Annotated in this window: 17 protein-coding genes; 9 read left to right on the top strand and 8 right to left on the bottom strand. The window is 72.9% G+C overall.

The window, feature by feature from the left end:
* Positions 1–114: 114 nt before the first annotated feature.
* Positions 115–492 carry a helix-turn-helix domain-containing protein gene (locus ABZ172_RS26430; RefSeq protein ID WP_356887186.1) on the bottom strand — a complete coding sequence of 126 codons (378 nt, stop codon included), beginning with the start codon at positions 490–492 and terminating at the stop codon, positions 115–117.
* Complete coding sequence (locus ABZ172_RS26435; protein WP_356887188.1) at positions 489–740, bottom strand: hypothetical protein; 252 nt, start codon at positions 738–740, stop codon at positions 489–491. Before ABZ172_RS26435 ends, ABZ172_RS26430 begins: the two co-directional genes overlap by 4 nt.
* A 255-nt stretch (positions 741–995) precedes the next feature.
* On the opposite strand from ABZ172_RS26435, the gene ABZ172_RS26440 reads away from it, so the two are divergent.
* The 3 genes from ABZ172_RS26440 to ABZ172_RS26450 all read left to right on the top strand — a co-directional run bounded on the left by ABZ172_RS26440 (position 996) and on the right by ABZ172_RS26450 (position 4,412).
* Complete coding sequence (locus ABZ172_RS26440; RefSeq protein ID WP_356887220.1) at positions 996–1,835, top strand: TIM barrel protein; 840 nt, start codon at positions 996–998, stop codon at positions 1,833–1,835.
* A gap of 40 nt (positions 1,836–1,875) precedes the next feature.
* Positions 1,876–2,769, top strand: coding sequence for a 2-hydroxy-3-oxopropionate reductase (locus ABZ172_RS26445; protein WP_356887190.1), 894 nt, complete (start codon positions 1,876–1,878; stop codon positions 2,767–2,769).
* A 185-nt stretch (positions 2,770–2,954) separates the two neighbouring features.
* Entirely contained in the window at positions 2,955–4,412 is a 1,458-nt protein-coding gene (locus ABZ172_RS26450; RefSeq protein ID WP_356887192.1) for a catalase, read from the top strand.
* Positions 4,413–4,694: 282 nt separating this feature from the next.
* Here ABZ172_RS26450 and ABZ172_RS26455 read toward each other — a convergent pair whose 3' ends face one another.
* Entirely contained in the window at positions 4,695–5,189 is a 495-nt protein-coding gene (locus ABZ172_RS26455) for a DUF6083 domain-containing protein (RefSeq protein WP_356887194.1), read from the bottom strand.
* Positions 5,190–5,390: 201 nt separating this feature from the next.
* Positions 5,391–7,175 (bottom strand): glyoxylate carboligase, encoded by a 1,785-nt coding sequence (gene gcl, locus ABZ172_RS26460; RefSeq protein ID WP_356887196.1) that lies wholly within the window; start codon positions 7,173–7,175, stop codon positions 5,391–5,393.
* A gap of 254 nt (positions 7,176–7,429) precedes the next feature.
* Here gcl and ABZ172_RS26465 point away from each other — a divergent pair, with 254 nt between their 5' ends.
* Positions 7,430–8,143, top strand: a complete 714-nt coding sequence (locus ABZ172_RS26465) for a hypothetical protein (protein WP_356887198.1) — start codon at positions 7,430–7,432, stop codon at positions 8,141–8,143.
* 93 nt (positions 8,144–8,236) lie between these two features.
* Positions 8,237–8,458: a hypothetical protein gene (locus ABZ172_RS26470; protein ID WP_356887200.1), complete on the top strand. Its 222-nt coding sequence runs from the start codon at positions 8,237–8,239 to the stop codon at positions 8,456–8,458.
* Positions 8,459–8,468: 10 nt separating this feature from the next.
* Here the strand turns inward: ABZ172_RS26470 and ABZ172_RS26475 are convergent, their stop codons facing one another.
* A complete protein-coding gene (locus ABZ172_RS26475) occupies positions 8,469–10,076 on the bottom strand; it encodes an AMP-binding protein (protein ID WP_356887202.1) in 1,608 nt (535 codons plus the stop codon).
* The gene (locus tag ABZ172_RS26480) at positions 10,073–11,749 is read right to left on the bottom strand and encodes an AMP-binding protein (RefSeq protein WP_356887204.1); all 1,677 of its coding nucleotides are present in this window, start codon (positions 11,747–11,749) and stop codon (positions 10,073–10,075) included. The genes ABZ172_RS26475 and ABZ172_RS26480 overlap by 4 nt, the downstream gene beginning before the upstream one ends.
* A gap of 106 nt (positions 11,750–11,855) precedes the next feature.
* Between ABZ172_RS26480 and ABZ172_RS26485 the strand changes: the two genes are divergently transcribed.
* Positions 11,856–12,701: a helix-turn-helix transcriptional regulator gene (locus ABZ172_RS26485; RefSeq protein WP_356887206.1), complete on the top strand. Its 846-nt coding sequence runs from the start codon at positions 11,856–11,858 to the stop codon at positions 12,699–12,701.
* Between the two features lie 166 nt (positions 12,702–12,867).
* A complete protein-coding gene (locus tag ABZ172_RS26490; protein WP_356887208.1) occupies positions 12,868–13,731 on the top strand; it encodes a DMT family transporter in 864 nt (287 codons plus the stop codon).
* Positions 13,732–13,794: 63 nt separating this feature from the next.
* On the opposite strand, the gene ABZ172_RS26495 is transcribed toward ABZ172_RS26490, so the two are convergent.
* Positions 13,795–14,826: a glutathione S-transferase C-terminal domain-containing protein gene (locus tag ABZ172_RS26495; RefSeq protein ID WP_356887210.1), complete on the bottom strand. Its 1,032-nt coding sequence runs from the start codon at positions 14,824–14,826 to the stop codon at positions 13,795–13,797.
* Positions 14,823–16,319, bottom strand: coding sequence for an MFS transporter (locus ABZ172_RS26500; RefSeq protein ID WP_356887212.1), 1,497 nt, complete (start codon positions 16,317–16,319; stop codon positions 14,823–14,825). The genes ABZ172_RS26495 and ABZ172_RS26500 overlap by 4 nt, the downstream gene beginning before the upstream one ends.
* A 287-nt stretch (positions 16,320–16,606) precedes the next feature.
* Here ABZ172_RS26500 and ABZ172_RS26505 point away from each other — a divergent pair, with 287 nt between their 5' ends.
* On the top strand, positions 16,607–17,005 hold the full coding sequence (locus tag ABZ172_RS26505) for a VOC family protein (protein ID WP_356887214.1): 399 nt from the start codon (positions 16,607–16,609) through the stop codon (positions 17,003–17,005).
* A gap of 428 nt (positions 17,006–17,433) precedes the next feature.
* Positions 17,434–19,848, top strand: coding sequence for an endonuclease/exonuclease/phosphatase family protein (locus ABZ172_RS26510; RefSeq protein ID WP_356887216.1), 2,415 nt, complete (start codon positions 17,434–17,436; stop codon positions 19,846–19,848).
* Positions 19,849–19,976: the final 128 nt, after the last annotated feature.

Consider the following 19,976-nt stretch of genomic DNA (forward strand, 5'->3'; position numbering starts at 1 on the left):
CGGACAGCTAACGCCCTTCACCACACCACGTCAACAGTTTGTTGAAATCTCGCGAACAGAAGATGCCGCCGCCCGGAATTCCCGGACGACGGCATCGGACCGCGTGCGGCTCGGCTACTCGCTCCGGGCGGCGCTGTCGCGGTTCAGGTAGTTGTAGACGGTGAAACGGCTGACGCCGAGCGCCCCGGCCACGGTCTCCACCCCGTGCCGCACCGCGAAGGCACCGCGGGCCTCCAGGGTGCGCACGACGCCCTGCTTGGCCTTGCGGTCCAGCTCGGCCAGCGGCATCCCGTACCGCCGCTCCATCGCGGTGAGGATGTGGTCGAGCGATTCGGAGAGCTGCGGGAGCCGCACCGCGACGACGTCCGCCCCCTCCCAGGCGAGCACCACGTCCTCGGAGGTGGCCTGCCCGGGGTCGAGCAGCTCGGCCCCCATGGCGTCGACGAGCGGCTTCACGGCGGTGACCAGGGGGTGGTCGGCGGGTGCGGTCACGGGGCGTCCTCCCCGATCACGTTGAGCTGGAGGGAGACCCGGGTGGCGCCCGACGCGAGGGCCTTGCGCAGCAGGGAGTCCACCGCGGTGAGGACCTGGCCGGCATCCCCCTCGGCGGTGTTCCCGAAGGGGCCCACGTCCACCGCGTCCAGGTCGGCGCCCTGGACCACCTCGCGGGCCACCACCGCGTGGGCGGGTGCCTCGTCGAGATCGAAGGGCTCGGTGGTGAATTCCACCCTCAAGCGCACGGTGCCTCCCTCATGTCCCGCCGCGTCGGTCGGCTCGCACGGCTCGCCCCGACCCTAAGCCACAGGTCCCGCGGCACGGCGGCGCCCGACGGGCCGAAAGGCGGGCCCCGCGCCGCGCGCACAGGACGCCGGGGCGGGCCGCCGCTCCCCCGGGGTCCGCCCGGAAATCACGGGAGCCTCTTGACAGCCCCACCGCCCGCCGGGCAATCTTCCGTTAGGCAGAAACAAACTTCCGCAATACGGAAGGAGCGCATGATGGGTTTCTCGGACCAGCGCTTCGATGTGAACCTCTCGATCCTCTTCACCGAACTCCCGCTCCTGGAACGCCCCGCGGCGGCAGCCGCCGCGGGCTTCACCGCGGTCGAGCTCTGGTGGCCCTGGACCGAGACCCCCACCCCGGCGCAGGCCGAGCTCGACGCCCTGAAGAAGGCGCTCGACGACGCGGGGACCCGTCTGGTGGGGCTGAACTTCTACGCGGGCCGCCTCCCCGGCCCCGACCGCGGGGCGCTCTCGCTGCCCGGCGAGGAGTCGGACCGCTTCCGCGCCAACATCGACGTGGCCGCGGACTTCGCGGCCTCGGTCGGCTGCACGGCGCTCAACGCGCTGTACGGCAACCGCGTGGAGGGGGTCGACCCGGCCGCCCAGGACGAACTCGCCCTGGAGAACCTCGTCCTGGCCGCCCGCGCCGCCGACCGGATCGGGGCGACCCTGCTGATCGAGACCCTCAACAGCACGGAGTCGCCGCTCTACCCGCTGGTCAGCGCTCCGGCCGGGATCGAGGTCGTCGACCGCGTCAACGAGGCGACGGGCCTGGGCAACGCCGCGTTCCTGCTGGACCTGTACCACCTGTCGATGAACGGCGAGGACCTCAGCCGGGTGATCAGGACGTACGCCGCGAAGACCGGCCACGTCCAGATCGCCGACAATCCGGGGCGCGGCGCACCCGGCACCGGTTCGCTCCCGCTGGAGAAGCTCCTGGACGAGCTGACCGAGGCCGGTTACGACGGCTGGGTCGGCCTGGAGTACAAGCCGGGCGACCGCACGGACGCCGAGGCGTTCGCCTGGCTCCCCGCCGGGCACCGGCCGGCCCGCTGAGGCCCCCGCCCCCGTACACACGCTCACCGGAAGGCACCTCATGAGCAGCAACCTCCCCACGATCGCCTGGATCGGCCTCGGCATCATGGGTTCCCCCATGTCGGAGAACCTGGTCAAGGCCGGCTACCGGGTGACCGGTCACACCCTGGAGCAGGACAAGGTCGACCGCCTCGTCGCGGCCGGCGGCCGGGGCGCCGCGTCGATCGCCGAGGCGGTGCGGGACGCCGACGTGATCATCACCATGGTCCCGGCGTCCCCGCAGGTCGAGGCCGTCGCCTACGGCCCCGACGGCATCCTGGAGAACGCCCGGCGGGGCTCCCTGCTGATCGACATGTCCTCGATCACCCCGCAGACCTCCGTGGACCTGGCGGCGAAGGCCGGGGAGAAGGGGATCCGCGTGCTGGACGCCCCGGTGTCCGGCGGCGAGGCGGGCGCCGTCGAGGCCGTCCTGTCCATCATGGTCGGCGGCGAGCAGTCCGACTTCGACGCCGCCCTGCCGCTGTTCGAGGCCCTGGGAAAGACGATCGTCCGGTGCGGGCCGCACGGTGCGGGCCAGACGGTGAAGGCCGCCAACCAGCTGATCGTCGCGGTCAACATCCAGGCCTGCGCGGAAGCGGTCGTCTTCCTGGAGAAGTCCGGCGTCGACCTGGGCGCCGCGCTCGACGTCCTGAACGGCGGACTCGCCGGCTCGACGGTCCTGACCCGCAAGAAGGACAACTTCCTCCGGCGGGACTTCGCCCCGGGCTTCCGCATCGACCTGCACCACAAGGACATGGGCATCGTCACGGACGCCGCCCGCAACGTCGGCGCCGCCCTGCCCGTGGGCGGGGTCGTGGCCCAGCTGGTCGCCTCGCTGCGCGCCCAGGGCGACGGCGGACTCGACCACTCGGCCCTGCTGCGCTCGGTCGAGCGGCTCTCCGGCTCCCAGGTCTGACACCCCGGCCCTCCCGTCAGGGCCCCCTGAACTCCGGATCGCGGCGGCGCTGACACCTGTCCTGTCGCGCCCAGGCGCCGCCGCGATCCGGAACCCTCTCCTCCAATTTCAACAAAGTGTTGACGCGCCGATCTCGGTTTATCTACGCTCCTGAGGCCGTCAGCAGCCCCGTACGGAAGGCCTCCATGTCCCAGCGTGTGCTCACGACCGAGTCAGGCGCCCCGGTCGCCGACAACCAGAACTCCGCCACGGCCGGCGCCGGCGGGCCCCTCCTCGTCGAGGACCAGCACCTGCTGGAGAAGCTCGCCCGCTTCAACCGTGAGCGCATCCCGGAGCGTGTGGTCCACGCCCGTGGTTCCGGGGCCTACGGCTACTTCGAGGTGACCGACGACGTCACCGGCTTCACCCGCGCCGACTTCCTCTCCGAGGTGGGCCGCCGCACCGAGACGTTCATCCGCTTCTCGACGGTCGCCGACTCGCTGGGCGGCGCGGACGCCGTCCGTGACCCCCGCGGCTTCGCCCTGAAGTTCTACACCGCCGAGGGCAACTACGACCTGGTCGGCAACAACACCCCGGTGTTCTTCATCAAGGACCCGCTGAAGTTCCCCGACTTCATCCACTCCCAGAAGCGCGACCCGTTCACGGGCCGTCAGGAGCCGGACAACGTGTGGGACTTCTGGGCGCACGCGCCCGAGGCGACCCACCAGGTCACCTGGCTCATGGGTGACCGGGGCGTCCCCGCGTCCTACCGCCACATGAACGGCTACGGCTCGCACACGTACCGCTGGACGAACGCGGCGGGCGAGAACTTCTTCGTGAAGTACCACTTCAAGACGAACCAGGGGGTGCGCTCGCTCTCCGCCGAACAGGCCGCCGAGCAGGCCGGCAGGGACGCGGCCTCGCACCAGACGGACCTGCTCCAGTCCATCGAGCGGGGCGTCAACCCCTCCTGGACGCTGTACGTGCAGCTGATGCCGGCCGCGGACGCGGCTCACTACCGCTTCGACCCGTTCGACGTCACCAAGGTCTGGCCGCACGCCGACCACCCGTTGCAGCGGGTCGGCCGTCTGGTGCTGGACCGCAACCCGGACAACGTCTTCGCCGAGGTGGAGCAGGCCGCGTTCTCGCCGAACAACTTCGTGCCCGGCATCGGCCCGTCCCCGGACCGGATGCTCCAGGGCCGGCTGTTCGCCTACGCCGACGCGCAGCGCTACCGGCTGGGCGTCAACCACACCCAGCTCCCGGTCAACGCACCGAAGGCCGCCCGCGTCGACAACTACGGCCGCGACGGGCTGCACGCGACCCGGTACGGCTCGCGGGGGGACCGGAACTACGAGCCCAACTCGTACGCCGGACCGGCGCAGACCGGGCAGCCACTGGCCGCCCCGCTCACCGTGGAGGGCCGTACGGGCACCCACGAGGCGCCCTCCCGCAGCAAGGACGACGACTTCTTCCAGGCGGGCGAGCTCTACCGGCTGATGTCGGCGGACGAGAAGGACCGCCTGGTCGCCAACATCGCCGGAGGCCTCGCACAGGTCACCCGCGACGACGTCGTCGAGAAGAACCTCGCCCACTTCCACGCCGCCGACGCCGACTACGGCAAGCGCGTGGAGGAGGCGGTCCGCGCCCTGCGCGAGGACTGAGCCTCCTGACCGGACCCTGCCCGTGCCGCGCACCCGGATGAGGGGTGACGCGCGGCGCCGGCAGGACGGGACCGCGGCGGCGGACGACGCCAGTGCGGTGGCGCAGGGCCGGGGGGCCCGGCACCAGACCTGAGGGTCCGGGCCGCCCGCCGCCCGCGTCCGCCGTCGCGGTCGCCGTGACGGACGACGGCAGGGGTGCGGTGTACGCCGGTACGGCGTGCGCCGCACCCCTGCCGTCGTGGTGCGCCGCCGCTCCTCCGGTCCGCGGGACGGGCGTCCGGATCACCCCGTGTCCGGGAGCCCTTCGCCCGGCAGCCCTTCGCCCGGGAGCCCTTCGTCCGGGAGCCCTTCGTCCGGCAGCTCGAAAAGGCGGCCGGCACGCCCGGCGTTGCGGCGCCGCAGGGCCCTCACCTCCGGCCAGTGGTCCTCGGGCTCCCGCCACGGGCACACCAGGTGGTGCGGGACACGGCACCTGGCGCCGGGCAGCGGCTCGGCGTCCCACAGGTTCAGTGCGGTGCCGGTCGAGGTGATGATCCACCGCCGCCGCGGCGGGACGGTGTGGGCGGGGACGAGGACGCGGGGCTCCAGGAGGATCCAGTGCCCGGGGTACTCGGTCGGGTACCGGTCCTGCGGGAGTCCGCAGGACGGGCACGCGGGCGGCGCCGGCGGGGACGGTCCGGTGGCGCCCTCCCGATGCGCTTGGCAGGCTGCCGCCGGCCGTCCGGAGCCGTCGCCGGACCGGTCCGGGCGGGCCGCTTCGCTCTCGGGGTCCCCCATGGGCCAAGGATCCGGGCGGTGACCGGGGTCCGGGTAGGACGCGATCCGGCCACCACCCCGGGCGGGGCGCGCAGCGGGCGCGGCCGGTCCTCACCGGTGCCCGCCCCGGGGTGCACGCAGGACACCGGGGCCCGGCCCGCCGCGGCTCCCGGGTGGGAGCGGGCGGGCCGGGCCCCGGAGGTCCGGCGGTGTGCCGCCGGGTCAGGACACGGTCAGCGGGCGGATCGCGGTCGGCGCGTGGCCGGGCTCGGTCGCCAGGTCCTCGAACTCGTTGACGGACGCGATGTCCGTCCCGCTCATCGCGATGTTCGTGACCCGCTCCAGGATCGCCTCGACGACGACCGGGACCCGGTGCTCGGCGGCGAGTTTCTTCGCCTCCTCGAAGGCCGGCAGCAGCTGATCGGGCTCGGTGACCCGGATGGCCCTGCACCCCAGCCCCTCGACGACCTTGACGTGGTCCACGCCGTAGGCACCGAGCTCCGGGGAGTTCTGGTTCTCGAACTCCAGGTTGACCTGGAAGTCGATGTCGAAGGCGCGCTGCGCCTGCCGGATGAGCCCCAGGTAGGAGTTGTTCACCAGCACGTGGACGTACGGGATCCGGTGCTGGGCCCCGACGGCGAGCTCCTCCAGCATGAACTGGAAGTCGTAGTCGCCGGACAGGGCGACCACCGAGCCCTCCGGGTCGGCGGTGGCGACGCCCAGGGCGGCCGGGATGGTCCAGCCGAGCGGGCCGGCCTGGCCGCAGTTGATCCAGTGGCGCGGCCGGTAGACGTGCAGCATCTGCGCGCCCGCGATCTGCGAGAGGCCGATGGTGGTGACGTACCGGGTCTCGGGGCCGAACGCGCGGTTCATCTCCTCGTACACCCGCTGGGGCTTCAGCGGCACGTCGTCGAAGTGCGTACGGCGCTGGAGCGCGGCGCGGCGCTCCTGCGTGGACGCGGCCCAGGCCGAGCGGTCCTTCAGCCGGCCGGCCTCCTTCCGCTCCCGTGCGACCTCGACGAGCAGCACCAGCGCGGCCCCGGCGTCGGAGGTGATGCCGAGGTCCGGTGCGAAGATCCGGCCGAGCTGGGTGGGTTCGATGTCGACGTGGACGAAGGTGCGGCCCTGCCGGTAGACGTCCAGCTTGCCGGTGTGGCGGTTGGCCCACCGGTTGCCGATGCCGAGGACGAAGTCGGACTCCAGGAAGGTCGCGTTGCCGTAGCGGTGCGAGGTCTGCAGGCCGACCATGCCCGCGTTCAGGGCGTGGTCGTCGGGGAGGGCTCCCCAGCCCATCAGGGTGGGGACGACCGGGACGCCGGTCAGCTCGGCGAACTCCACCAGGAGGGCGCAGGCGTCGGCGTTGACGACGCCGCCGCCGGCGACGAGCAGGGGCCGCTCGGACGCGTCGAGCATCTCGACGGCCCGCTCGATCTGCCTGCGGGTCGCGGCGGGCTTGTGGACGGGCAGCGGCTCGTACAGCTCGGGGTCGAAGTCGATCTCGGTGAGCTGCACGTCGATCGGGAGGTCGACGAGGACCGGCCCGGGGCGGCCCGTGCGCATCAGGTGGAAGGCCTGCTGGAACACGCCCGGGACCTGCGCGGCCTCCAGGACGGTGGTGGCGGCCTTGGTCACCGGCGCGGCGATCGAGGCGATGTCGACGGCCTGGAAGTCCTCCTTGTGCAGGACGGCGGTCGGCGCCTGGCCGGTGATGCAGAGGATCGGGATCGAGTCGGCGACGGCGGAGTAGAGGCCGGTGATCATGTCGGTGCCGGCCGGCCCCGACGTGCCGATGCAGACGCCGATGTTCCCGGCGCGGGCGCGGGTGTAGCCCTCCGCCATGTGGGAGGCGCCCTCGACGTGCCGGGCGAGGGTGTGCCGCACCCCTCCGGAGGCCTTGAGGGCCGCGTAGAACGGGTTGATCGCCGCACCCGGCACGCCGAAGGCGTCGCTGACGCCTTCGCGCTTGAGGATCTCAACTGCCGCTCGGGCAGCGGTCATACGAGGCATGAGTACTCCTGCTCGGACCTGGTGGAGTCGGGCTCTGTCGCGCCACCTGAGAGCTCCAATTCCGCATTACGGAAATTTAGTTCTGCTATACGGAATCAATTTAGGGCGGCTCCGCACGGCCGTCAAGGGAGGGGCGCCGAAGCGGCCGGGACGGCGGCCGAAACACCGGAATCCCCGCCCCGGACCTCGCCGCTGGTGGACCATGGGGGCACGGAGCACGGTCATCGCCGCGGGGCGGAGGGAAGGGGCAGCACGTGGAGTCCGTACCGGTGCGCTGCCCGGTGTGCAGGCGGGACCACGCCTACGTCACGCCGGTCTACCCCTGTCCCTGCGGCTCGCCGACCGCCCCTCCGCTGCTGCGCGGGGCGGAGGCGGAGGTCCTCACCCACCGCACCTGGGACGACGACTGGGTCAGCGTGCGGTGCCACTCCTGCGGGCGCCGGGACCAGTGGCCGCACCCCGAACTCTGCTGCCCCTGCGGCACCGTGCTGCGGGTCCCCGTGCGACCGGTGGCCACGCGCGGCACCCCGCCGCCGGGCGCCGCGGCCGGCCCGTCCCCCGCGCCGGGACCCCGGGCGGCCGCCGTGCGCCCGTCGTTCCGACCCCTGGTGATACGGACGGCCCGCGACGCGGTCGACACCGCGGCGCTCTATCTGCGATGGCTGGGCTTCCACGACGTCGTCCAGCCCGGGACGCGTCCCGGCTCCAGGATCGACCTCAGGGCCGCCGGGATCATCGCCCAGGTCGACGCGACCACCCGGCCGACCGGCCTGCGCGACGTCGAGTGCCTCTGGCTGAACGCCCTGAACACCTCGGTGTCGGGCGTGCTGTTCTCGCTGGCCGGCTACACGGAGGAGGCCCGCTCACGCGCGGACGGCCTGGCCATCCCCTTGTTCGTCCTCGACCTCACGGGCACACCCCGGCCGCTGAACGGTCCCGCGGACGACCTGGTCGGCGCGGGGCCCTGAACACGGAGCGCCGTCGCATGATTTCGGTCACCTGTGCTCCCGCAGGCCGCATATGTTCGATCTGTTGTCAGTATGAGGACGTACAGTGAAGGCATGGTTTTAACTCCACGGATTCCCACCCACTCCACCGGGGTCTTCCTGACCCAGCCGGCCCACCCGTCAGCCGTCGAGGCCAACGAGTCGATCCGCGCTCTCGTCGACTCGCGCGCGGGCCAGGACTGGACGTCCGTGGAGGCCGCGGAGTACGAGGTCCTGCTCATCGAATGGGCCGCCGCGACCCAGGGTATAGGCTCCGGCATCATCGAGGCGGCCTGACCCCGCGGCGCTACGCCCCGTACCCCTCCCGCAGTTCGACCTTCCGGACCTTGCCGCTGACGGTCATCGGGAACTCCTGAAGCACCCTCAGCCCGCGCGGGACCTTGTAGTGGGCCAGCCGTTCACGGCAGTAGGCCGTCAGCTCGTCGAGCGTGGGCGGATCGGCCAGGTCCCGCGGGATGACGCAGGCCAGGATCTCCTCGCCGTACGTCGCGTCCGGCACCCCGACGACCTGGACGTCCGCGATCTTCGGGTGACCGTGGAGGAACTCCTCGATCTCGCGCGGATAGACGTTCTCGCCGCCACGGATGATCATGTCCTTGATCCGGCCGGCGATCTGGACGTACCCGTCCTCCCGCATCACCGCGAGGTCCCCGGTGTGCATCCAGCGTCCCGCGTCGACGGCCTCGGCGGTCCGCTCGGGCTGGTCCCAGTAACCGAGCATCACGCTGTACCCGCGCGTGCAGAGTTCACCGGACTCACCGCGCGGCAGCGTCACCCCGGTCAGCGGGTCGATCACCTTGACCTCGATGTGCGGCATGACGCGGCCGACGGTGCCCGTGCGGCGTTCCAGGTCGTCGTCCCGGCGGGTCTGGAGGGAGACGGGCGAGGTCTCCGTCATCCCGTAGCAGATGGACACCTCCTCCATGTGCATCTCGGCGACGACCCTCTTCATCACCTCGGCGGGACAGGGCGAGCCCGCCATGATCCCGGTGCGCAGCGAGGAGAGGTCGTACGAGGCGAAGCCGGGGAGGCCGAGCTCGGCGATGAACATCGTCGGCACGCCGTAGAGCGAGGTGCAGCGCTCCTGTTCGACCGCGGCCAGCACGGCGGCGGGTTCGAAGGCCGGTGCGGGGATCACGATGCAGGCGCCGTGCGAGGTGATGCCGAGGTTGCCCATGACCATGCCGAAGCAGTGGTAGAACGGCACGGGCAGGCAGACCCGGTCCTCCTCGGTGTAGGCGATCATCTCCCCCACGGAGTAGCCGTTGTTGAGGATGCTGTGGTGGGAGAGCGTCGCCCCCTTGGGGAAGCCGGTGGTCCCCGAGGTGTACTGGATGTTGATCGGGTCGTCGCAGGACAACGCGGCCTCGCGCTCGGCGAGCTGACCGGCCGTGACGGACCGCGAGGCGGCCGTCAGCTCGTCCCAGGACGGGTCGCCGATGAAGTGCACGGACCGCAGGGCGGGGCAGTCCGCTCGGACCTGGCCGACGAGCGCGCGGTAGTCGCTGGTGCGGTGGGAGAGCGAGGCGACGAGGACGGAGATCCCGGCCTGGTCGAGCACGTACCGCAGTTCGTGCGCGCGGTAGGCCGGATTGATGGTGACCAGCACGGCGCCGATGCGGGCCGTGGCGTACTGGACGAGGACCCACTCCGGGCAGTTGACCGCCCAGATGCCGACCCGGTCGCCCTTGGCCACGCCCGAGGCCATCAGTCCGCGCGCCAGCTCCCCGACGGCCGCGCCGAACTCGGCGTACGTCCAGCGGCGCCCGGACGCGACGTCGACCAGTGCCTCCCGCTCCCCGAACGCCTCGATCGCCCGGTCCAGGTTGCGTCCGACGGTGTCGCCGAGCAGGGGTGTGCCGCCGGCGCCGTGGGCGTAGGACAGGCCGCTCATCGCAGGTCCCCCTCGTCGAACTCGGTGACGGTCCCCCGCGCCGTGCGCTCCCGCAGCTCGATCCTGCGGATCTTCCCCGAGACGGTCTTGGGCAGCTCGGCGAACTCCAGCCGCCGGATGCGCTTGTACGGGGCGAGGACGGCTCTGGAGTGCTCGAACAGCACCTTCGCGGTGTCCGGCCCCGGCTCCCAGCCCTCGGCGAGCACGACGTACGCCTTCGGGACGGAGAGCCGTACCGGGTCGGGGGCCGGCACGACCGCGGCCTCCGCGACGGCCTCGTGCTCCAGGAGGGCGCTCTCCAGCTCGAACGGCGAGATCTTGTAGTCGGACGCCTTGAACACGTCGTCGGCCCGGCCGACGTAGGTGATGTAGCCGTCCTCGTCCCGCGCGCCGATGTCCCCCGTGCGGTAGTAGCCGCCCGCCATGGCCTCGGCCGTGCGGTCGGGGTCCCCGTGGTAGCCCGTCATCAGGCCGACCGGGGCCGTGGCCAGGTCGAGGGAGATCTCGCCCTCGGCCGCACCGGGTTCACCGGTGACCGGGTCCAGGAGCTCGACCTTGAAGCCGGGGCTGGGCCGTCCCATGGATCCGGCCTTGAGCAGCTGCCCCGGCGTGTTGGCCACCTGCACGGCCGTCTCCGTCTGTCCGAACCCGTCCCGGACGGTGACGCCCCAGGCGCGCCGGACGCTCTCGATGACCTCGGGGTTGAGGGGTTCGCCGGCCGCGACGACCTCGCGCGGCGGCGTCCTGAGCTGGGTCAGGTCGGCCTGGATGAGCATCCGCCAGACGGTCGGCGGGGCGCAGAAGCTGGTGACGCCGGAGCGGTCCATCTCCGCCATCAGCCGGGCGGCGTCGAACCGGGTGTAGTTGAAGATGAAGACGGTGGCCTCGGCGCTCCACGGCGCGAAGAGGTTCGACCAGGCGTGCTTCGCCCAGCCGGGTGAGGAGATGTTCAGGTGGACGTCGCCGGGCTTGAGGCCGATCCAGTACATCGTCGACAAGTGGCCGACCGGATACGAGACATGGGTGTGCTCGACGAGCTTCGGGCTCGCGGTGGTGCCGGAGGTGAAGTAGAGCATCAGCGGTTCGCCGGCGTCCGTCTCCCGCTGCGGGGTGAAGGTCTCGGACGCCTCGTCGGCCCCGCTGTAGGAGAGCCAGCCCTCGACCTCGGCGCCGACGGAGATCCGGGTGTAGTCGCCGGGCACCTCGTCGAACTTGGCGGTGTCGGCCGCCCGTACGAGGACGTGGCGGACCCGGCCGCGTGCGACGCGGTCGCGCAGGTCGACCGGTCCCAGCAGCGGGGTGGCGGGGATGACGACGGCGCGCAGCTTCATCGCGGCCAGCGCCGTCTCCCACAGCTCGACCTGGTTGCCGAGCATCACCAGGATCCGGTCGCCGGCGGCCACGCCCTGTTCGCGCAGCCAGTTCGCCGCGCGGTCCGAGCGGGCCGCCATCCGGGCGAAGGACACCTCGGTGCGGCCCCCGTCCTCCTCGACGATGTGCAGGGCGGTGCGGTCGTTGCCCTCGGCGATGACGTCGAACCAGTCGAGCGCCCAGTTGAAGTAGTCGGGCCGGGGCCAGCGGAAGCCCTCGAACGCCGTGGTGTAGTCCTCACGGTGCTCGATCAGGAAGTCCCGGGCCGCCCGGAACGTCTCCGTCGCACTCGTTGCCGGCATGTGCCCTCCTCGTCGCGAACCCGTCCTTTAACATCATGTGAACAGTGACCTGGATCTCACCACCCCCGGACAGGGGTGGAGCGGACGGAGACGGAGAGTCATCGGCGTGCCGGAACCTGGCGAGGCGACCGAGCTGCGGACGGCCCTGCTCGGGCTGCGCCGGACGAGCGGGCTGCCGGTCGTCTTCGGCGGGCTGCTGTCCGACACCCGGCACGCGCTGATCACGGAGCTGAGCGGGGCGCAGACCCCGGCACTGCGCGGGCTGGTCATCTCCTCCGGGAGCGGGCTCGGCGGCAAGGCGATCGCCCTGTCCCGGCCGTGCGCGGTCTCGGACTACCCCTCCTCGCGCCACATCAGCCACGAGTACGACACGGCCGTCGCGGCGGAGGGACTGCGCTCGGTCGTCGCGGTGCCCGTCGTCGTGCGCCGGACGGTGCGCGGGGTGCTGTACGGGGCGCTGCGCGAGCCGCTCACCCTCGGGGACCGCACGTTCGACGTGGCGGCCTCGGCCGCCCGGGACGTGGAACAGGCGCTGGCCGTCCGGGACGAGGTGCAGCGGCTGCTGGCGGCCACCCGGGAGCGGATCAGCGATCCGGGCACGGCCGACGGCACCTGGGAGGACGTCCGCGAGGCCCACCGTGAGCTGCGCGCGCTGGCGCCGCGGGTCGCGGACCCGACGCTGCGCGACGAACTGCTGGCGGTGTGCGGGCGGCTCGCGTCGGCGACGGGCGCGGACCGGGGCCCGGACGCCGGGCGGGTACGGCTGGCGCCCCGTGAGGTGGACGTGGTCGCCTGTGTCGCCTCGGGCGCGACGAACGCCGCGGCGGCCGAACGGCTGGGGCTGCGGCCGGAGACCGTGAAGAGCTATCTGCGGTCCGCGATGCGGAAGCTGGGGGCGCACACCCGGCTGGAGGCGGTGGTGGCGGCACGCCGCGCGGGCCTGCTGCCGTAGCCGCCTCGCGGCCGGACCGTGCCCGGGGCGGACAGAGGGCGGCAGTGCTCGGCATCCGCCACCGTGCCCGGCGTGAGCGTCCCGCGGGGCGCGGTCGCGGCGGGGGCGACACTCGCGCGGTCGGCGGGACCACGGGCCGGGCGGGCCGGGCCCGCATGATGGGGCGGTGATCAGCGTCCTGTTCGCCGTCCTGACCGCGCTCAGCAACGGCATCGCCTCGGTGCTGCAGCGCCGTGCCGCCCTGACCGTGCCCGCCGGCCGGGCGATGCGGCTGTCCCTGATCGGGTACCTGCTGCGGCAGCGGGTGTGGCTCGCCGGGATCGCCCTGGTGATCGTCGCCGCGGTCTGCCAGGCCGTGGCGCTGGCGACGGGGCCCATCGCCGTGGTCCAGCCGATCTTCGTGATCGAGCTGCCGGCCGCCCTGCTCGTCGCCGGGTTCGCGCTGCGGGTCGGGGTGACGCGCACGGTCTGGTACGGGGTGGCCGCGGTGACCCTGGGCCTGGCCCTCGGCATGGCCGCCGCGTCCCCGTCCGGCGGCAGCGAGGACGTCCGCGGGGCGGCCTGGGTCCAGGCGCTGGTGGCGACGGGCGCCTTCGAGGCCGCGCTGATCGCCCTGGCACGGAGCACCTCGGGCAACGCCCGGGCCGCGCTGCTCGGGCTGGCCGCGGCGTGCGGGTACGCGCTGACCGCCGCCCTGATGAAGGACGCCATGTCGCACCTGGGCTCCGGCGCCGCCGCCCTGCTGACATCGTGGCAGCTGTACGCCACCGCGGCGGCCGGCGTGGGCGCGCTGTTCCTGCTCCAGAACGCGCTGCAGGCAGGGTCGCTGGTGGCGGTGCAGCCGATGCTGACGCTCGGGGACGCGCTGATCAGCATCGCCTACGGGGTGACGCTGTTCGGTGAGGAGCTGCGGACGGGGTGGTGGCTGCTGCCGCAGCTGATCGCGGTGGCGCTGATCAGCTGCGGCTGCGTCGTCCTCGCCCGCTCTCCGCTGGCCACCGCGAAGGCGGCGCCGTCACGGGTGGACTGAGCGGTCCCCCGGACGGACCGGACGGCCCCAGGCGGACCGAACGGTCAGAGGCGGACCGAACGGTCAGGGACGCCCGCGTGCCGGGACCTCCTCGCCCGGCGGGACCGGACCGGGCGGCGTGCCGTCGCCGAAGGGCCGCCCGCCCAGCTGCTCCCGGTGGTGCGGGGTGAGCCAGCCCGCCGTGCCGGGACCGAGGGGCACGATGCCCGTCGGGTTGATCCCGGTGTGCACCTGGTAGTAGTGCCGCTTGATGTGGTCGAAGTCGACGGTGTCGCCGAAGCCGGGGGTCTGGTAGAGGTCGCGGACGTACGCCCACAGGACGGGGTCCTCGGCGATCTTCGCGCGGTTGCACTTGAAGTGTCCGTGGTAGACGGCGTCGAAGCGCACCAGGGTGGTGAACAGCCGGATGTCCGCCTCGGTGATCGTGTCCCCGACCAGGTAGCGCTGTCCGGCGAGGCGGTCGGAGAGCAGGTCGAGACGGCGGAACACCCCGGCGTACGCGGCCTCGTAGGCGTCCTGCGCGGAGGCGAATCCCGCACGGTAGACCCCGCTGTTGAGGTCCTGGTAGACGTCGTCCATCACGCTGTCGATCTCGTCGCGCAGCCGCTCCGGGTAGAGGTCGGGTGCGCCCGGCCGGTGCAGTGCGGTCCACTCGGTGGCCAGGTCGAGCGTGATCTGCTGGTAGTCGTTGGTGACCAGGACCCGGGTCGGTGTGTCGACGACGGCGGGCACGCTGACCCCGCCGGGGTGGCCGGGCTCCCGTGCCTCGTAGGCCTCGCTGAGGTGGCTGATGCCGAGCACCGGGTCCCTGCCGCCCTCGTCGAGGGTGAAGCGCCAGCTGCGGTCGTCCTGGAGGGGATCGGTGACGGCCAGCGAGAGGGCCGGTTCGAGTCCGAGCAGCCGTCGGGAGACCAGGGCCCTGCCCGCCCAGGGGCAGGCCCGGCTGACGACCAGCCGGTAGCGCCCCGCCTCGACGGGCCAGCCGTCCCGGCCGTCGGCGGTGATGCGGTCGGTGAAGTGGCTGCGGGAGCGCTTGAAGGGCTTGCGGCCGTACGCGCGGTTGCCGTCCTGCGGCTGGTCCTCGGTGTCGGTCATGGGGTCCTCCTCGGGGCGTCGGTGGCTTCGGACGTCTCGGGACGACTCCTTCCCCGCCTGCCCGCCACGACGTCCGTGAGCGCCACGATCAGGCCGGCGAGGACGAACGCGACGGAGACCAGGAGCCCGTGGTCGTAGGCCGACGCCCAGTCACCCGGGCCCAGCCGGGCGAAGAAGACCGAGCCGACGGCGGCGATCCCGACGGCGGAGCCGACGCGCTGGCCGGTCTGGAGGGTGCCGCCGGCGCTGCCCGCGTTGTCGACCGGGACCTCGGACAGGGTGAGGGTCTGGTTGGGCGCGATGACGAGACCGCTGCCCAGGCCCGCCAGCAGCAGGGGGGCTGCCATGGCGAACCCGGCGCCCCGGCCCGGGACGAGGTGCGCGGCCAGGGCGGTGAGGCCCAGTCCGACGGTCACCATGGTCAGTCCCACGACGATCAGGGGCCGGCCGAAGCGGCCGACCAGCCGGCCGCCGACGGTCGCCGAGGCGCCCGCGCCCAGGGCGAACGGGGTGATGGCGAGTCCGGCCTCCAGGGCGCTGTAGTGCAGACCGGACTGGAGGTAGAGGGTGCTGATGAAGAAGATCGACGTGAAGCCGGCGAAGTACAGCAGGATCATCAGGCAGCCCAGCCAGAAGGACCGGAGCCGGAACAGCGCGAGGTTCAGCACCGGCTGGACGCCCCTGCGCGCGCAGCGGGACTCCCAGGCGACGAACACCCCGAGCAGGACCGCCGCCACCGCCACCAGCAGCCATTTCGCGTCGCCCGGCCACTGCTGGGCCTGGACGAACGGCAGCAGCAGGGTGAGCACCCCCGCCCCGAGCAGCAGGACGCCGACGGGGTCCAGGTCGCGCGGGCGCACCCGGCTCGCCGAGGGGGTGTCCGGCAGCAGCCGCCGGGCGAGCAGGACGCAGACGATCCCGATCGGCAGATTGACGTAGAACACCCAGCGCCAGCCCTCCTGGGCCCCCGCGACCTGGATCAGGAGTCCGCCCAGGAGCGGGCCGACGGCGGTGGAGATGCCGACGACGGTGCCGAACATGCCGAAGGCCCGGCCGCGTTCGCGTCCGGAGAACATCTGCTGGATCAGTGCGGAGATCTGCGGCGAGAGCAGTCCTCCGGCCGCCCCCTGGAGCAGGCGCGCGACGACCAGCCAGAGGCTGGACCGGGCGGCCCCGCAGGCCGCGGAGGCCAGGGTGAAGAGGATCAGCCCCGTCATGAACACCGCGCGTCTGCCCCGGGCGTCGCCCAGGCGCCCGCCGGGGATCAGGAAGAGGCCGAAGGCGAGGGCGTAGCCGGACAGCACCCACTGGAGGTCGGACGAGGGGGTGTCGAGGCCCTCCTTGATGGACGGGAGCGCCACATTGACGATGGAGACGTCGAGCAGCGTCATGAAGCCCGCGACCAGGCAGACGGCGAGAGCGCGCCAGCGACGGGGGTCGGAGGGGCCGGTGCCGGGTGCGCCCGTGGCCCGGTGCTCCGTGCTGTCTGCCATGGTCCGCACCCTAAGGGCTGTCCCGTCGTCCCCGGTGGATCAGCGCGCGGCTTCGCACGCGGTGCCCCGCGGGACGGCCCTTGCGGTGCGCCGGGAGGCGTCGTGTGCGGTGCAGCGCGAGACGGCGGGGCGTACGCGTCCCGCACGGGGAGGGACGGCCACGGGACCGCGCCGGTCCGGTCCCGCTCCGGGCAGCGGCGTGCGCCGTGCGGCAGGGCCGCGGGACCGGCCGTAGGCGGACGGATTCGTTCCGGCGTGCCGGGCCCCATCGGGGGTAGCGATGGGGCATGACTGTGGGGAAGACGAGTGTTCTGGTCCTTGACTGCGCCGAGCCGCTCGAGCTCGCGGACTTCTATGCGAACCTCCTCGACGCGGAGACGCGGATCGGCAGCGATCCCGACTTCGTCGAGATAGTCGGCAACGCGGGCGTGCATCTGGCCGTCCGCCGCGACCACGGGTACGCGCCACCGAGCTGGCCGCGACCGGAGGATTCGCTCCAGGCGCATCTGCGCGTCCTGGTCGACGCCGGGGACATGGACGAGGCCGAGCGCGAGGCGATCAGCCTGGGCGCCCGTCCCGTGGACACCGGCAACGTCAACGGCGGCCCCCGCGACGTCCGCGTCTACAACGACCCGGCGGGCCACTCGTTCTCCCTGGCGGCCGCGCCCGGACTCGGCTCCTCGTGACGGACGGTCAGGGGCGCACGGCACGGCCGGACCCGCTGCGCCGCGGGCTTCCCGCGGGGGCCCGGACGGCCTGACCCGCGCGGCCGCGGCCGGAGAGCACAGGCCGCGGTGGCGGCGCGCGGCGGAAGCGGCCCGGGGCGGCGCACGGCGGGCGGCGCGCGCGGGCGCGCGGAAAGTGCGAGGGCACACGGCGCCCGCGAGGGCGCGCGGCGCGCCGGACCGCACCGCCCGCCCGGCCCGGCGGATGCCCGGCGACGGCGCTCGGTGCGGGGCGACCGTGCCTGGGTTCGGCGACGCGACGCCCGGATGCGCCACTGCGGCGCCCGGATGCACGGTAACGACGCCCGGAATTAACCTCCGGTCTCTTGCCACCATCGGTCTACGCGCATAGTTTTTGGCCCCTCACTACACAGTTGGGGGCAGTTCCCGTGCACATAGCCAGACCCGGCTCGGCCCTGCTGGCCGCCGCCGTCGCCGTGACCCTCTCGGTGACCGCGCTGCCCGCCGCCTTCGCGGCACCCTCGTCGTCGGCCGTCATCTCCGAGGTGTACGGCGGCGGGGGCAACTCCGGCGCGACGCTCACCCGTGACTACATCGAGCTGGCCAACGCCGGCCCGGCCGCCTTCGGCCTGTCCGGATTCAGCGTCCAGTACCTGCCGGGCACTCCTTCCGCCGGATCCCTGTGGCAGGTCTCCGAGCTGTCCGGCTCCGTCGCGCCGGGCGGCCGCTACCTCGTGGCCCAGGCCGCGGGCACCGGGGGCACGGTGGCCCTTCCCGCCGCCGACGCGACCGGGACGGTGGCGATGTCCGCGGCGAGCGGCACCGTCGCCCTCGTCTCCGGCACCACCCCGCTGACCTGCAGGACCGCGGCGGACTGCGCCGCCGACACCCGGATCGTGGACCTCGTCGGCTACGGCTCCGCGGTCGTCCGCGAGGGCAGTGGCCCCGCCACGGGCGCCTCGGCCACGGCTTCCGTGGCACGCGGCGCGACGCTCGCGGACACCGACGACAACGCCGCCGACCTCAGCGCGGGCACCCCGACCCCCGTCAACTCGGCGGGCGAGACCGCCGGCGGGACGGGACCGGGCGAGCCCGGCGGACCGACCAAGCCCGGCACCGTGCGCGTGCACGACATCCAGGGCACCACCCGCCTGTCCCCGCTCGCCGGTCAGCAGGTGACCGGGGTCCCGGGCGTCGTCACCGGCGTACGCGCCACCGGATCGCGCGGCTTCTGGATCCAGGACACCGTGCCGGACGCCGACCCCCGCACCAGCGAAGGCGTGTTCGTGTACACCGGCTCCGCCGCCCCCACGGTCGCCGTCGGGGACTCGGTGCTGGTCAGCGGCAAGGTCGCCGAGTACTACCCGGCCACCGGCGCCCAGTCGCTCACCCAGATCACCGGTCCGCAGACCACGGTGCTGTCCTCGGGCAACGCACTGCCGCCGGCGGTCGTCCTCGACTCCTCCTCGGTACCGGACGCCTACGTCCCGACGGCCGGCGGCGGCTCGATCGAGGCCCTCACCCTCGACCCGTCGACGTACGCCCTCGATCTGTACGAGTCCCTCGAAGGCACCCGCGTCACGATGGCCGACACCCGGGTGACGGGTGCGACGACCGCGTACGACGAGGTCTGGGTCACCGTCAAGCCGCGGGAGAACCCGACCCGGCGCGGCGGCACCCTGTACGCGTCCTACGCGGACCAGAACACCGGCCGCCTCAAGGTGATGTCGCTGGACGCCGCGCAGCCCGTCCCGGAGGCGAACGTCGGCGACGTGCTGTCCGGCTCCACCACGGGCGTCGTCGACTACGCCTCGTACGGCGGCTACACCGTGCAGGCCACCGAGCTGGGCACGCTGAAGGACAACGGCCTGAAGCGCGAGGTCACCCGGAAGCAGAAGCGCGGGGAACTCGCCGTCGCCACCTACAACGTCGAGAACCTCGACGCCCTCGACGAGCAGGCGAAGTTCGACACGCTCGCCCGCGGCGTGGCCGTCAGCCTGTCGTCCCCGGACGTGGTGTCCCTGGAGGAGATCCAGGACGACAACGGTGCGGTGAACGACGGCACGGTGGGCTCCGAGGCGACCCTGAAGCGCTTCACCGACGCGATCGTCGCGGCGGGCGGGCCCCGCTACAGCTGGCGCTACGTGGCCCCCGAGGACGGCCGGGACGGCGGCGAGCCCGGTGGCAACATCCGCAACGTCTTCCTCTTCAACCCCGACCGGGTGGACTTCGTGGACCGCCCGGGCGGTGACGCGACGACCGCCGTGCAGGCGGTGAAGGCCAAGAAGGGCGCCACGCTCTCCGTGTCGCCCGGCCGGATCAACCCCACGAGCGCGGCCTGGGACAACAGCCGCAAGCCGCTGGTGGGCGAGTTCCGCTTCCGCGGCGAGCCTGTCTTCGTCATCGCCAACCACTTCGCGTCCAAGGGCGGCGACCAGTCCCTGCACGGCCGCTACCAGGAGCCGGCGCGCAGCTCGGAGACACAGCGGGTGAAGCAGGCGGCGGAGGTCAACACCTTCGTCACCTCGCTGCTGAAGGCGGACAGGTCGGCCCGGGTCGTCGCGCTCGGCGACCTGAACGACTTCGCCTTCTCCCCCACCGTCAGGACGCTGACCGACGGCAGGGTCCTGCGCCCGCTGATCACCACGCTGCCCGTGGGTGAGCAGTACAGCTACGTCTACGACGGCAACGCGCAGACGCTGGACCACATCCTGACCAGCCCCGCCGTCAGCCGCTTCGACTACGACGTGGTGCACATCAACGCCGAGTTCGCCGAGCAGGCGAGCGACCACGACCCGCAGATCGTGCGGATCGACGTCAAGGGGAAGGGCCCCCGGCACTGATCCCGCCGGGTGGCGGCCCCGGCCGGGGCCGCCCCCCCCGCCCCGCGCGGCCCCTAAGCACCGCTCGCGGGGGGGAAACCCAGCGGGCCCCCCGCCCCGCGCGCGGGGCCCCGGCCGGGCGGGGGCCC

It is taken from the genome of Streptomyces sp. NPDC006296 (assembly GCF_040613235.1).
GTDB lineage: Bacteria > Actinomycetota > Actinomycetes > Streptomycetales > Streptomycetaceae > Streptomyces.

Coding starts and splice junctions, on each gene's coding strand:
- ABZ172_RS26440 (WP_356887220.1), top strand. CDS start 996: ATGGGTTTCTCGGACCAGCGCTTCGATGTGAACCTCTCGATCCTCTTC.
- ABZ172_RS26445 (WP_356887190.1), top strand. CDS start 1,876: ATGAGCAGCAACCTCCCCACGATCGCCTGGATCGGCCTCGGCATCATG.
- ABZ172_RS26450 (WP_356887192.1), top strand. CDS start 2,955: ATGTCCCAGCGTGTGCTCACGACCGAGTCAGGCGCCCCGGTCGCCGAC.
- ABZ172_RS26455 (WP_356887194.1), bottom strand. CDS start 5,189: ATGGGGGACCCCGAGAGCGAAGCGGCCCGCCCGGACCGGTCCGGCGAC.
- gcl (WP_356887196.1), bottom strand. CDS start 7,175: ATGCCTCGTATGACCGCTGCCCGAGCGGCAGTTGAGATCCTCAAGCGC.
- ABZ172_RS26470 (WP_356887200.1), top strand. CDS start 8,237: ATGGTTTTAACTCCACGGATTCCCACCCACTCCACCGGGGTCTTCCTG.
- ABZ172_RS26475 (WP_356887202.1), bottom strand. CDS start 10,076: ATGAGCGGCCTGTCCTACGCCCACGGCGCCGGCGGCACACCCCTGCTC.
- ABZ172_RS26480 (WP_356887204.1), bottom strand. CDS start 11,749: ATGCCGGCAACGAGTGCGACGGAGACGTTCCGGGCGGCCCGGGACTTC.
- ABZ172_RS26495 (WP_356887210.1), bottom strand. CDS start 14,826: ATGACCGACACCGAGGACCAGCCGCAGGACGGCAACCGCGCGTACGGC.
- ABZ172_RS26500 (WP_356887212.1), bottom strand. CDS start 16,319: ATGGCAGACAGCACGGAGCACCGGGCCACGGGCGCACCCGGCACCGGC.
- ABZ172_RS26505 (WP_356887214.1), top strand. CDS start 16,607: ATGACTGTGGGGAAGACGAGTGTTCTGGTCCTTGACTGCGCCGAGCCG.